This is a genomic window from Micromonospora sp. NPDC047134, assembly GCF_040643455.1.
Lineage (GTDB): Bacteria > Actinomycetota > Actinomycetes > Mycobacteriales > Micromonosporaceae > Micromonospora.
Window position 1 is genome coordinate 26870 of the sequence record NZ_JBEYUI010000007.1, and the last position, 12950, is coordinate 39819.

Consider the following 12950-nt stretch of genomic DNA (forward strand, 5'->3'; position numbering starts at 1 on the left):
GGGCGGTCACCCCTCGGTGTCGGCCAGGGCGTCCGCGTCGATCTGCTCGGCGAACTCGGCCGCCTCGGCGCTCTGCGCCGCCAGGGCCTCCTTGACCGCCCGGATCGCCACCCCCGGCGGGTAGCCCTTGCGGGCCAACATGCCGACCAGCCGCCGGAACACCGCCTCCGGCTCACCCCGGACGGTACGCAGCTTCCGCTGCACCAGAGCCCGGGCCGTCTCCGCCTCCGTGCTCTCGTCCAACTCCTCCAGGGCCGCGCTGGCGGTGTCCCCGTCCACCCCGCGCTGCCGTAGCTCGTTGGCCAGGGCCCGGCGGGCCAGCCCACGACCGGAGTGCCGACTGCTCACCCAGGCCCGGGCGAACGCGGCGTCGTCGATGATGCCTACCTCGTCGTAGCGGTCGAGAACCTCGCCGGCGGTCTCCTCGGAGATGCCCCGCCGGGCCAGGGCGGTGGCCAACTCGGCGCGGGTGCGGGGGCGGACCGCCAGTTGCCGCAGGCAGATCTCCCGGGCCACCTCGGCCTCGTCCCGCCCGGCGGCAGCCACCTGGTCGGCATCGTCCCGCCCGGCGGCACCAGGGCCCGGTGTGGACTCGTCGCCGGAGGTGCGGCGGCCCCGGCGCGGACGCGGTGTGGAGTCACCCGTGCGGGGCGGACTGGCATCCCAGCCCCGCCCCGTACGGGCACGTCGTCCAGCCACTGATCAGATCGATCAGAAGTCGACCGGCGGCAGCTCCGGGCCACCGGCGGCATCGCCCGAGCCGACCCCGACACCGAGCTTCTCCAGAATCTTCTTCTCGATCTCGGCGGCCACGTCCGGGTTCTCCCGGAGGAACTCGCGGGCCTTCTCCTTGCCCTGGCCGAGCTGGTCGCCCTCGTAGGTGTACCAGGCGCCGGACTTCCGGATGATCGCCTGTTCGACACCGACATCGATCAGCGAACCCTCGCGGGAGATGCCCTTGCCGTACATGATGTCGAACTCGGCCTGCTTGAACGGAGAGGCGACCTTGTTCTTCACGACCTTGACCCGGGTGCGGTTACCGACCACGTCGGTGCCGTCCTTCAGGCTCTCGATGCGCCGCACGTCGAGCCGGACCGAGGCGTAGAACTTCAACGCCCGACCACCGGTGGTCGTCTCCGGGCTGTTGTGCACCAGGATTCCGTCAGCGAGATAGTTGTGTGATCCTTCGATCTCGATGTCGAACCGGTCCATGTTCTTGTAGTCGCGCCTGGCCTCAATCTCGAGGATCCGGGCAGGCAGCGGATACATCACGGGTTCCATGAACTGCGGCCTGACCTCGCACTGGCCACGGAACTTCGGCAGAAGCTTGTACTCCATGCACTCGGGGATGTAAGGCGCGACGATCTCCTGGAACTTCTCGGAAGCCGCCGTGGTGAATCGTAGGTACGGGATTGACCCGGTGCCCTTCGGTGCGATTCTCACATCAAGGCTGTACGTGTCGCGCAGATAGTCCGCGAGCCGCTCACGAGACCCCTCACTCATCGCCTCGACACAGATCTCGATGCGACCACTGCCGTCCTGGGTACGCTGCTGCACTCCCTTGGAGCGCAGCGTGAAGCAGCCGTCATCCATGTACCAGACAGCGAGCGCAAAGGGGGTCAGTTCCTTGAGGTAATCCCAGCTCAGGTGCTTCTTACCGTCGCCCAGGTAGACCGCCTGCCGCAGCTCGCCAAGCTCGGCGAGCGGTGTGAAGTCGGCGAACACCGCGCCCTTGTCGTTGGAGGTCCGGCTGTGCCGGATGTTGCTGAGCAGGGAGACCTTCCAGTCGAGGTAGTCGGTCTGCTTCGCGCCATGCCCCATCCGGAAACGACCGCTTTCGGCATCGGATCGCACAGGCCCGGAGATGGCACCGTCCCCCATCACTGAACCCAGCACTAACTGCCACTGCTGCGGGCTAAATACGTGAGGTTGGGCCAACATCACCCGGTCACCGGGGAGCAGCTCACCCGCCTCGCGCCAGCCGCCCGGAGTCATGATCAGATGGTTACGGGTCATTGACATGGTCGCCTGACCGCGACCGGAACCGCCACCCGCCCGCTCGACCTTGAACCGCAGGAACTCCTCGGTCGTGCCGTTGTTGAACCAGTTGACGACCCGGCGCGGGGCGAGGCACCCCAATTCCCCGTCGTAGGAGAGCACCTCGACGTCCATCTTCTCGGTTACGATCTTGCCGAGGGGCTGCTGAGAGCCGTCGGCGAGAGTGACCTTAGTGTCCCAAGATCCACACCCGAACATTACCCCGATCTTCTCGCGGAGCTGGTTGATGAAGATCGCGGTGGTGCCGGTGTTGTTGAGCACACCGGTGATCTTCCGCAGCGCCTGGCTCATCAGCCGGGCCTGGAGACCCACGTGGCTGTCGCCCATCTCACCCTCGATCTCGGCGCGCGGCACCAGCGCGGCCACCGAGTCGATCACGATGATGTCCAGCGCGCCGGAGCGGACCAGCATGTCCGCGATCTCCAGCGCCTGCTCGCCGGTGTCCGGCTGGGAGACCAGCAGGGCGTCGGTGTCGACGCCGAGGGCCCTGGCGTACTCCGGGTCGAGTGCGTGCTCGGCGTCGATGAAGGCGGCGATGCCGCCGTTGCGCTGGGCGTTGGCCACCGCGTGCAGGGCGACCGTGGTCTTACCGCTGCTCTCCGGGCCGTAGATCTCGATGACCCGCCCCCGGGGCAGACCCCCCACGCCGAGAGCCACATCGAGCGCGATGGAGCCGGTGGGGATGATCGCGGTCTGCACGACCGGCCGCTCCCCCAGCCGCATCACCGAGCCCTTGCCGAACTGTTTGTCGATCTGAGCGAGAGCAAGGTCAAGCGCCTTCTCCCGGTCAGGCCCTGCCGCCATCGTTGCCACCCCTGCCTTCGCCGGCGTCTTTCCTGAGCTTCGCGTCACGCGACACACGCTAGGCGCTGGGTCCGACAGAAAACCAGCCGACCTGCCGTGGCCTGTGGACGAGCACCTGCCTGTGGACAATAGCCGAACAGGTGTACGAGTCGGCAACAGACACGCGGAAGTAACGAATCGGCTGCTCAGCGTAGCCGGGCGGGCACCCGGTCGGGATAGGCGGCGACCACCGCACGCCACACCACGTGGGTCTGCTCACCCTCGGCCAGGGCCTGCTCGATGGTCCGCCCACCCAGCTGCGACAGCACCTGGTCGCGGGCGATGCTGGCCGCGTAGCCCGGCCCGAACGCCTCCTCCAGCCGCGTCCAGAAGTCCGTCAGCCGCACTGTGCCCGCCCCTCCTGCTCCGGTACGCCCGGCCGCACCGGACGCAACGCTAGTGCCAGCAGCGGTGCCACCGCGACCGCGGCGAGCAGGCTCAGCACCGGATAGCCCGCCCACTCCATGACGAAACCGCTGACCGCCCCGGCCAGGGCACCGGCCAACCCCATCAGCAGGTCGGACAGGCCCTGGGCGTGCGGGCGTACCGCGTCCGGCACCGACTCCGACAGCAGGGTGGAGCCGGCCACCATGGTCGCCGACCAGCCCAGCCCGAGCAGCACCAGCCCGACGGCGAGCCGGAAAGTGCTGTGCCCGGCGGTGCCGGCGACCGCGCAGGCGGCCAGCAGCATGCCGACCCCGCCGAGGATGACCCCGCGCCGGCCGAGCCGGTCGGCCAGCCAGCCGACCAGCGGCGCCAACGCGTACATGCCGGCGATGTGCAGGCTGAGCACCAGGCCGACCACCGGGAGCACCTCCTCGACGGGATAGTGGTCCCGCAGGTGCACCGGGGCCATCGCCATCACCGCCACCATCACCAGGTGGCCGACCGCCACGGCGGCGACGCCGAGCCGGGCGGCGGGCTGGGCGCGTACCACCAGCCAGCCGGCCCGCAGACCCGCGCCGCGCCCGGCCGACGGCTCGGTGGGCGACTTGACCGGCGTCCCCGCACCGGTCTCGGCGGCCACGGTCCCGGCCGGCTCGGTGGCGGTGTCCGGGCCGGTCCGGGCCGCCGCGAACCGGCGGGCCGTGAGCAGCGGGTCCGGTCGCAACCACAGCAGCAGTACGCCGGCAGCCAGCAGGAACGCCACCGTGCTGAAGGCGAAGGGACCGGACAGTGGGGGCAGTCCCCAACTCCCGCCGGCCCGGTCGGCTAGCGCGGCGAAGTTCGGTGCCGCCACCGCGCCGACCGTGGTGGCCCAGACGATCAGGGACAGCTGCCGGGCCCGACGGTCCGGCGCGGCGAGATCGACCGCGGCGTAGCGGGCCTGGAGATTGGCCGCAGAGCCGCCACCGAACATGAGCATGCCGAGGAAGAGCAGCGGGATCGACCCGCTCGCCGCGGCGAGCACCACCAGGGCCCCGCCCACGGCCCCGACGCCGTACGCGAAGGCCAGGCCGGGGCGACGGCCGTGTCGGGTGATGATCCGGGTGACCGGGATGGCGAGCAGGGCACCGCCGACCACGGAGGCGCTCAGCACCAGGCCGGAGACCGCGGTGCCGGCGATCTCGGCAGCGAGCAGCCCGCCCACGGCGATGCCGATGGTCACCCCGATGCCACCGATGATCTGGGTGCTGAACAGCAGGCGCAGGGTACGCCGCTGGATCGGCACGACGTCGGGCGGCGCGGATGCCGTGGTGGTCAGATCGGTGGTCAACGCTCGTCCTCGGCTTCCGTCACGATTCCCGGCCGCGCCCGATGATCTCCTTCGTGATCCCGGTGGTGCCGCCGTGGCCTGCTGGCGGCAAGTGTGTCACCGACCTGCCCGGTTCCGCTGTCTGGTGGTGATCCGGGTAGCCGGCGGAGCCGGGTGCGGCACGGTCAGGTCAGGGCTCGTGCGGCGACGGTCAGGTCGGCGACCAGTCCTTCGTACGCCTTGTCCTGGTCGTCCGCGCGGAGCACGGCGGAGGGGTGGATGGTGGCCAGCAGGCGGGCCGACGGCGCGTCCGTGGTGTCTCCGGCGCTGTCCACCGGTACCCGTTGGAAGTCCTCGGGGTGCTGGGCGGCGGCCGGCCAGGGCAGCAGTTCGCCACGCTGGCGGGTGACCCGGAAACCCGGACCCAGCAGGGCCTTCGCAGCGGTGGCGCCGAGCACCACGATGACCTCCGGGCTCAGCTTGGTGAACTCGGCGACCAACCAGGGTCGGCAGGCGGTGATGTGCACCTGGTCCGGGGTCTGGTGGATGCGTCGCCTGCCACGCAGTTCAAACCGGAAGTGCTTGACCGCGTTGGTGAGGTAGATGTGGCCGGGGTCGAGCCCCGCGTCATCGACCGCGCGACGCAGCAGCCGGCCCGCGGGGCCGACGAAGGGCAGTCCCTTCTGGTCCTCCATGTCGCCGGGTTGCTCACCGACGAAGACCAGCCGGGCGGTGGCGTCACCCCGACCGAAGACGGTCTGCGAGGCGTCCCGGTACAGCTCGCAGCCCCGACAGCCGGCAGCGGCCGCGCGCAGGTCGTCGAGGGTCTCCGCCTGCGGCGGGATGAACTGCTGCGCCCCGGGCGCAATATCGACCATACCCACCTTTCTACCCGCCCCACCCACCCCCGCCCCCCACCACCCCGCCAAGCCACCCCGACCCGGCCACCCGCGCCACCCGCGCCACCCGCGCCACCCGCGCCACCCGCGCCACCCGCGCCGATCATGCACTTTTGGTCTCCCTTTTGCACACGAATACGAGGTATGCCCCGACCAAAGGTGCAAGATCGCGGGGGCGGGGCGGGCGCGCGGCGGGGCGTGGGACGGCGGGGGTGGGGTGGGTTAGGTGGTGAAGTGGGGGGGTGGGGTGGGGTGGGCGGCCTGGGTGAGGGTTTGGGCCAGGGGGTGGAGGTCGGGGTCGGTGAGGGGGCTGACGGTGAGGCGTAGGGCGGGCGGGCTGGCGATGCGGAAGAGGGCGCCGGGGGCGGCCAGCCAGCCGGCGTCGCGCAGCACGGTGGAGGCGACGGTTTCGTCGGGCACCGGCACCCAGACGTTGAGCCCGCTGCGGCCGTGTGCGGTCAGGCCGCGTTCGGCGAGGGCCTCGACGAGTCCGCGGCGGCGGCGTTCGTAGCTGTCGGCGGCCCGTTCGATCAGGGCGGTCACCGCCGGGTCGCGCCACAGGGAGAGCACCAGCCGCTGCGCCACCGTGGAGACCCAGCCGGCGCCGACCCGGGTACGGCCGGCCACCCGGGCCACCGTGGTCTCGTCTCCGGCCAGCACGGCCAGGCGCAGGTCGGGGCCGAAGGGTTTGCTCACCGAGCGGAGGAAGGCCCAGTGGGCGGTCGCCCCGGCCAGGGGATGCAGCGGCACCCGGGCCAGTTCGGCGGCGTGGTCGTCCTCGATCAGCAGTACGTCGGCGCGGCCGGCCAGCAGGTCACGCAGGGCGGCGGCGCGGTCGGCGGAGACGGCCGCGCCGGTGGGGTTCTGGGCGCGACTGGTCACAATGAGCGCCCGGGCCCCGGCGGCGAGGGCGGCGGCCACCCCGGCGACCAGTGGGCCGTCGTCGTCGACCGGTACCCCGATCGGGCGTAGGCCCAGGGCGGCGATGAGGTCGAGTTGGTTGGCCCACCCGGGATCCTCCACGGCCACCGCGTCTCCGGGGCGCAGCCAGGTGGTGAGGAGTCGTTCGATGCCGTCGAGGGCCCCGCCGCTGAGGGTCAGGTCGGTGGCGGGTACGCCGTCGGCGGCCAGCCGTTCGCGTGCCGCCTCGGCGAACTCGGGCAGGGTGCCGGCGTCGGAGTAGCTGATCGCCGGGCCGATGGTGTCGGCCAGCGCGGCCAGGTGGGGGCCGAGCGGTGGGAGCAGTCCGGCCTCCGGTTCGCCTCGGGACAGGTCGCGCAGTCCGGCGGCGGATGGTGGGTGCAGGGCGGACCGGCGGGCGGCCACCGGCGGACGGGGGCGTACCCGGGTGCCGTGTCGGCCGGCGGTGACGATGAGTCCACGTTGGCGTAGTTCGGCGTAGGCGCGGGAGACCGTGGCCGGGCTGACGGCCAGGTCGGCGGCGAGGACGCGCACCGGGGGCAGGGGGTCGCCGGGGGCCAGGGCGGCGTCGCGGATGCCGGACTCGATGCTGGCGGAGATCTCGGCGGCTGTCGTACCGGTCACCTGATATCGTGCTGACACAAATTCAGTATTGTACTAGAACAAAGGCGGGAGCATGTACGCGCCGACTGCCCGAACCACCGCCAGCCGCTCCCGGGAGCGGATGAGCTACGACCGCGCCGCCGCCAACGCCGTGCTGGACGAGGCGTACCACTGTGCCCTCGGCTTCACCGTGGACGGTGAGCCCCGGGTGCTGCCCACCCTGCACGTACGCCTGGGTGACACCCTCTACCTGCACGGCTCCACCGGCAGCCGGCCCCTGCTGGCGGCCCGGGGTGCGGGGTTGCCGGTCTGCGTGGCCGTCACCCTGTTGGACGGCCTGGTCTACGCCCGCTCGCAGTTCCACCACAGCGCCAACTACCGCTCGGTGATCGCGCACGGCACCGCCCGGCTGGTCACCGACCCCGCCGAGAAGGCCGAGGTGCTGACCGCCCTGGTCGACAAGGTCGGCCCCGGCCGCGCGGCGGAGAGTCGGCCGCCGAACCGCCGGGAGCTGGCCGAGACCGCGGTGCTGGCGTTGCCGTTGACGGAGGTCTCCGTACGCTCCCGCGCCGGTGGCGTCAACGAGGACCCGGCCGACCATGCGCTGCCGCACTGGGCCGGGGTGCTTCCGCTGCGGTTGACCGCCGGGCTACCGGAGCGGGACCTCGGGGTCACCGTGCCGGTGCCGCCCTATCTGCGACCGACCCGCACCTCTTGGCATGAGCCCGTGGTGCTGGGCGGCGAGCACGTACTGCTGGAGCCCCTGGACCTGACTCACGCCGAGGGCCTGTTCGCCGCCACCGCCGACCCGCAGGTGTGGCAGCATCTCGGCGCCCCTCAGCCGGCGACCGTGGACGAGTTGAGCGCTGCCATCGGGGCCTACCTGGCCGCCGGGCTACGGGGTGAGCAGGTGCCCTGGGTACAGCGCTGCGCGGTGACCGGCGCGGTGGTCGGCACCACCTCGTACTACGAGATCGATCCCGAGCGGCGGTCGGTGGCCATCGGGCACACCATCCTCGGCCGGCCCTGGTGGCGTACCGGGATCAACACCGAGGCCAAGCTGCTGCTGCTGGAACGGGCCTTCGGCGAGTTGGCGGCGGTACGGGTGGTGTGGCACACCGACATCCGCAACGAGCGATCCCAGCGCGCCATCGAACGGCTCGGCGCGACCCGGGAGGGGGTGCTGCGTAAGCACCGGCTGCGTCCGGACGGCTCCTGGCGGGACACCGTGCAATATTCGATGACTGTCGAAGAGTGGCCGAATGCACAGGTCAGGCTGCGGGAAATGCTTCGCGCGCAGGCACCCGTGGCCTGATGATGTCCAGCGTGCTGGGGATCACCGACATCTGGACGTACGTGCTGGGCACCGTGGCCATCGTGCTGCTGCCCGGACCCAATTCGCTGTTCGTACTCTCCACCGCCGCGCGACGCGGGGTGGGCGCCGGCTACCGGGCGGCGGGTGGGGTGTTCGTCGGCGACGGGGTGCTGATGTTCCTCTCCGCCGCCGGGGTGGCCTCGCTGCTCAAGGCGTACCCGCCGATCTTCCTCGTGATCAAGTACGTGGGTGCGGCGTACCTGGGCTATGTCGGGTTGACCATGCTGCTCGCGGCCTGGCGGCGCTGGCGGGACCGCAACGATCCCGCCACCCCGCGCCTGATCGACGCCGCCCAGCCGGCGGAGATGCGCAGCCCCTTCCGCAAGGCGCTGGTGATCAGCCTGCTGAACCCGAAGGCGATCCTGTTCTTCGTCTCGTTCTTCATCCAGTTCGTCGACCCGACCTACCCCTGGCCGGCGTTGTCGTTCCTGCTGCTCGGCCTGATCGCCCAGGTGACCAGCGCGCTGTACCTGACGGCGTTGATCTTCGCTGGGACTTTCCTGGCCGCCCAGTTCCGGCAGCGGCGCCGGCTGTCCGCCGGTGCCACCTCGGCCGTCGGGGCCCTCTTCATCGGCTTCGGCCTCAAGCTCGCCCAAGGCTGAGGTGCTCGCCCAAGGCTGAGGGAAGGCTCAGGTGCCGTCGCCGCCGGTGCCGGAGCCACCGGCCGTGCCACCCAGGCCGTAGCCGGGCGGGATCGGCTCGTCGGGTGGGCGGCTGACATGGGCGGACTCGTTGACGGTCGCCGACCAGTCCGCGTGGGCCGCCGCGGCGGCGTGTCGGTTGATGGTCTGGCGCAGCCAGCCGTCGACCGTGGAGATCCAGTCTCGTTCGTCCGCGCCGACATGCCAGACCCGGAACCGGCTGATGCTGGTGTGGGTGATGCCGGCCAGCGCCAGCCGGCGATCGCACCAGAAGATCACCTCGAGGCCGGCGGAGTCGGCCACGAAGATCACCTCCAGTTCGGTGATCGGCCCGGCGTAGAGGGGGCCCACCCAGAAACCCCAGCGCTGGTGCAGGGGCAGGGTCTGCGTCACCCCGGGCAGCCGACCGTCGATCAGCCCGGCCTGACGGGCGCTGAAACCCAGGGTGTCCAGGGCCGCCAGGACATGCTGCTGGGTGGGCAGGGGATGGACGAAGACCGGCACCATCGCGCCCTGGTCCAGCGCCGGTTCGACGGCCACCTCGGTACGCAGCCCCATCCGCAGGCTGAGCAGGGGTACGCCGCCGAGGGTGGTCAGCGGGGTCTCCCAGGGCAGTGGGAACTCGAAGGGGATGGTGCGGGCCCGCCCCGCCCGCAGCACCAGGGCGTCGGAGACCTGCGCCTGGTGGAACTGCACCAGGCGGCGGGGGGCCTCCGGGTCGTCCGGCTCGACCGTGCTGACCAGGCCGAGCCGGACGTGGTAGACCGGCACGTCGACGGAACCGGCGATCAGGTTCACCCGCCCCGGCAGTCGTAGGCCGGGGCGGGTGCTCGGATTGGCCAACGTGGTCTGCACCGTCAGGCCGGTACCGCCCGGCGACACCCCCGTCAGCCGCATCCGTGCCGCTCTTACCTGAGTCGGCGCATCGCGCGCGGGATCGGGTCGGTCTCGTCGTCGAACTCCCCGATGACCTCCTCCAGCAGGTCCTCCAGGGCGACGAACCCGACCGGCCGGGTGGGACCGGCACCGTTGCGGACCATGGCCAACTGCGACTGGCGGGCCCGCATCACGGCCACCGCCTCGTTCACCGTCGCCGTGTCGGGCAGGGTGATCGCCTCGTTCATCAGATCCGCCGCGGTCGCCTCCGGCCGGACGGCGGCGGCTCGCACCGCCTCCCGTACGTGCACCAGGCCGACCACCTGACCGGCGGAGTCCAGCACCGCCAGCCGCGACCGGCCACTGTCCTGGCTGACCCGCTCGATCCGGTCGACCGGGTCGTTGTGGCGGACCGTCACCATCCGGTCGAAGGGCTCCATCACCTGGGCCACCGTGGTCCCCTGCAACGCCAGCATGCTGGTCAGCAGTTCGTGCTGGGCGGCACCGAGCAGGCCGTGCTCACGGGACTGCTCCAGCAGCATCCGCAGCTCGTCCGGGCCGTGCACCTGAGCCAACTGGTCCTGCGGGTTGACCTTCACCAGCCGCAGCATCGCGTTGGCCACCGCATTGAGCGCGGACAGCACCGGCCGGGCCACCCGGGCGAAGGCCCGGAACGGCAGGGCCAGCAGCAGGGCGGACCGCTCCGGGTGGGTGATCGCCCAGGACTTCGGCGCCATCTCGCCGACCACCAGATGCAGGAAGGTGACCAGGCTCAGGGCGAAGATCAGAGCGATCACGTGGCTGGCCCCCGAGGGCAGGCCGACGGCGTGCAGCAGCGGCCCCAACAGCCGTTCGATCGCCGGCTCGGCCAGGGCACCCAGGCCCAGGGTGCACAGGGTGATGCCCAGCTGTGCGCCGGCCAGCATCAGCGACAGTTCGCGCACCCCGTCGAGCGCGGCCTTGGCCGCCCGACCACCGCCGGCTGCCGCCTGCTCCAGGCGGTAGCGCTTGCTGGCCACCAGCGCGAACTCGGCGGCGACGAAGAATCCGTTGAGCGCCAGCAGGATCACCGAGGTGATCAGCGCGAATCCGGTGCTCACGCGCTCACCTCCTCACGCCCACCGGCGAGTTGCAGGCGGACCGAGTCGGCCACGTGCCGGTCGACCGCGAGCACCTCGACCAGGGCCCGCGGGCCCTCCTCGGTGTTGTCACCCTCGGTCGGCAGGTCGATCTCCAGTCGGTCGCCGACCTCCGGCACCCGGCCCAGCTCCCGCATGACCAGCCCGGAGAGGGTGTCGTACTCGGGGTGTTCGGGCAGCGCGATGCCGGTGCTGTCGGCTACCTCGTCGATGCGCCAGCGCGCCGGTACCACCCAGGAACCGTCGTCCTGTCGGGCCGGAGCCCGCTCCGGCGGGTCGTCCTCGTCGCGGATCGGGCCGACCAGTTCCTCGGCGATGTCCTCCAGGGTGATCACCCCGGCGAAGCCGCCGTACTCGTCGACCACGCAGGCCAACTGCCGGTGTCCGGAGCGCAGCCGGTCCAGGACGATCGGCAGGGGCAGGGTCTCCGGCACCAGCAACGGTGCTCCGGCGACCGCGCTGATCGGGGTGGTGGCCCGCTGCGCCGGAGGGACCCGGAGCACGTCGGAGATGCCGACCACTCCGACCAGGTCGTCCACCCCCTCGGCACCCCGTACCGGGAACCGGGAGCGGCCGGTGTCGAGCAGTTCGACCACCCGGCTGATGGTCTCGTCGGCGCGTACGGTGTGCACGTCGACCCGGGGCACCATGACCTCGCCCGCGGTCAGCTCACGGAAGTCGAGCCCTCGGTCGAGCAGTGCGGAGGTCTCGGCGTCCAGGTGGCCCTCCAGGCGGGACTCGGCGATGATCTGTTCCAGGTCCTCCGGGGTGGCGCCGCTGGGCAGTTCCTCGATCGGCTCGATACCGAGGCGCCGCAGCAGCCGCACCGCGGCCCGGTCGAACAGTTTGATCAGTGGGCCGGCGAGGGTCATGTAGACCAGGGTCGACCGGGCCAGGGCCCGGGCGACCGGCTCGGGCTCGGCGATGGCCAGGTTCTTCGGGGCCAACTCGCCCACCACCATCTGCACCACGGTCGCGATGACCAGGGCCAGTACGACGGAGAGCGGCAGGGTCACGCTGCTGGAGACCCCGGCCAGCCCGAGCAGCTCGGCCAGGCCGGCACCGAGGAACGGTTCGGCGACGTAACCGACCAGCAGGGCGGTGACGGTGATGCCGAGCTGGGCACCGGAGAGCATGAACGACAGCCGCGCGGTCACCTCCAGGGCCCGGGCGGAAGCCTGGTCCCCCTCGGCGGCGCGTTGCTTGAGCTTGCCCCGGTCCACGGCGACATAGCCGAATTCCTGCGCGACGAAGTAACCCGTCGCGACGGTCAGAACGATGATCAGAAGAAGCCCAACGAGGATCAACACGGGACGCTCAGGGCTCCCGGGGTCGTCGGGTCAGGGGAATGCCGGGGCTTACCCGGCTGGCTACTGCTGCCCTCCTGGGCAGAAGAGTCGATCATGCGAGCCATTCTACCGGCCGAATCCGACCGGTAGCTGAGGCTGCACCGCGTGCCTCGCGGCGGTGTGGCGCGCTCCATCGTCGCCACCTCCGCAGGCGTCGTCACCGCAGGTGTCAGCTTGCTCAGCAGCCCCTCCGGTCACCTCACCGGTCGGCCAGTTCGTCGGCGTCGAGCAGGTCCCGATTCAGCCGGCCGGTGCGGTAGGCGGCCCGACCCACCATCTGGGCGGCGACCGGGGCGGTGGCCAGTTGGAAGACTCCGACCAGGGCGACCATGCCGAGATCAGCGGGGGTACGCAACCGCAGCGCCACCCCGAGCAGCAGCAACAGCACCCCCAGCACCTGCGGCTTGGTGGCGGCGTGCATCCGGCTGAGGGTGTCGGGAAACCGCAGCACCCCGATGGCGGCGGCCAGGCTCAGCAGGGCCCCGGCGACCAGGCTGGCGGCACCCAGCCAGTCGGCCACTTCCGCCAGGGTGGGGCTCCAGTCGAGGGC

11 protein-coding genes and 3 pseudogenes are annotated in these 12950 nt (G+C 71.4%); 2 read left to right on the plus strand and 12 right to left on the minus strand.

Translation table 11 applies throughout. The annotated features are described in order from the left end of the window. Positions 1 to 6 precede the first annotated feature (6 nt). From ABZ795_RS11370 to ABZ795_RS11405, 8 genes and pseudogenes are all read right to left on the minus strand, one after another. On the minus strand, positions 7 to 699 hold the full coding sequence (locus ABZ795_RS11370; protein WP_357530233.1) for a regulatory protein RecX: 693 nt from the start codon (positions 697 to 699) through the stop codon (positions 7 to 9). A gap of 12 nt (positions 700 to 711) precedes the next feature. After that, positions 712 to 1143: pseudogene (locus tag ABZ795_RS11375) on the minus strand (recombinase RecA); the annotation flags it as partial. After that, positions 1144 to 2256, minus strand: a pseudogene (locus ABZ795_RS11380) (recombinase RecA); the annotation flags it as partial. Further along, positions 2248 to 2862 (minus strand): annotated as a pseudogene (gene recA, locus ABZ795_RS11385) (recombinase RecA); the annotation flags it as partial. The pseudogenes recA and ABZ795_RS11380, both read right to left, overlap by 9 nt. Before the next feature lie 185 nt (positions 2863 to 3047). Continuing rightward, the gene (locus ABZ795_RS11390; protein WP_327022143.1) at positions 3048 to 3248 is read right to left on the minus strand and encodes a DUF3046 domain-containing protein; all 201 of its coding nucleotides are present in this window, start codon (positions 3246 to 3248) and stop codon (positions 3048 to 3050) included. After that, positions 3239 to 4618 (minus strand): MFS transporter, encoded by a 1380-nt coding sequence (locus tag ABZ795_RS11395; protein WP_357530234.1) that lies wholly within the window; start codon positions 4616 to 4618, stop codon positions 3239 to 3241. Before ABZ795_RS11395 ends, ABZ795_RS11390 begins: the two co-directional genes overlap by 10 nt. Before the next feature lie 164 nt (positions 4619 to 4782). Continuing rightward, complete coding sequence (locus tag ABZ795_RS11400; RefSeq protein ID WP_357530235.1) at positions 4783 to 5475, minus strand: UdgX family uracil-DNA binding protein; 693 nt, start codon at positions 5473 to 5475, stop codon at positions 4783 to 4785. A gap of 243 nt (positions 5476 to 5718) precedes the next feature. Further along, positions 5719 to 7059 carry an aminotransferase class I/II-fold pyridoxal phosphate-dependent enzyme gene (locus tag ABZ795_RS11405; protein ID WP_357530236.1) on the minus strand — a complete coding sequence of 447 codons (1341 nt, stop codon included), beginning with the start codon at positions 7057 to 7059 and terminating at the stop codon, positions 5719 to 5721. Positions 7060 to 7093: 34 nt separating this feature from the next. Here ABZ795_RS11405 and ABZ795_RS11410 point away from each other — a divergent pair, with 34 nt between their 5' ends. Further along, the gene (locus tag ABZ795_RS11410; protein ID WP_357530237.1) at positions 7094 to 8335 is read left to right on the plus strand and encodes a bifunctional pyridoxamine 5'-phosphate oxidase family protein/GNAT family N-acetyltransferase; all 1242 of its coding nucleotides are present in this window, start codon (positions 7094 to 7096) and stop codon (positions 8333 to 8335) included. Beyond that, positions 8335 to 8997, plus strand: coding sequence for a leucine efflux protein LeuE (gene leuE, locus ABZ795_RS11415; RefSeq protein WP_327022148.1), 663 nt, complete (start codon positions 8335 to 8337; stop codon positions 8995 to 8997). Before ABZ795_RS11410 ends, leuE begins: the two co-directional genes overlap by 1 nt. A 27-nt stretch (positions 8998 to 9024) precedes the next feature. Here leuE and ABZ795_RS11420 read toward each other — a convergent pair whose 3' ends face one another. The 4 genes from ABZ795_RS11420 to mnhG form a co-directional block, all read right to left on the minus strand. Then, positions 9025 to 9933, minus strand: coding sequence for a sporulation protein (locus tag ABZ795_RS11420; protein WP_327022149.1), 909 nt, complete (start codon positions 9931 to 9933; stop codon positions 9025 to 9027). Between the two features lie 11 nt (positions 9934 to 9944). Next, positions 9945 to 11012 carry a hemolysin family protein gene (locus ABZ795_RS11425; protein WP_357530238.1) on the minus strand — a complete coding sequence of 356 codons (1068 nt, stop codon included), beginning with the start codon at positions 11010 to 11012 and terminating at the stop codon, positions 9945 to 9947. Next, complete coding sequence (locus ABZ795_RS11430) at positions 11009 to 12361, minus strand: hemolysin family protein (protein WP_357530239.1); 1353 nt, start codon at positions 12359 to 12361, stop codon at positions 11009 to 11011. Before ABZ795_RS11430 ends, ABZ795_RS11425 begins: the two co-directional genes overlap by 4 nt. Positions 12362 to 12599: 238 nt before the next feature. After that, a complete protein-coding gene (mnhG, locus tag ABZ795_RS11435; protein ID WP_327027213.1) occupies positions 12600 to 12929 on the minus strand; it encodes a monovalent cation/H(+) antiporter subunit G in 330 nt (109 codons plus the stop codon). Positions 12930 to 12950 lie beyond the last annotated feature (21 nt).

What these genes read in the sequence shown, in the direction of transcription:
- ABZ795_RS11410 (WP_357530237.1), top strand. Translation starts at nt 7,094, where the DNA reads ATGTACGCGCCGACTGCCCGAACCACCGCCAGCCGCTCCCGGGAGCGG.
- leuE (WP_327022148.1), top strand. Translation starts at nt 8,335, where the DNA reads ATGATGTCCAGCGTGCTGGGGATCACCGACATCTGGACGTACGTGCTG.
- ABZ795_RS11400 (WP_357530235.1), bottom strand. Translation starts at nt 5,475, where the DNA reads ATGGTCGATATTGCGCCCGGGGCGCAGCAGTTCATCCCGCCGCAGGCG.
- ABZ795_RS11420 (WP_327022149.1), bottom strand. Translation starts at nt 9,933, where the DNA reads ATGCGGCTGACGGGGGTGTCGCCGGGCGGTACCGGCCTGACGGTGCAG.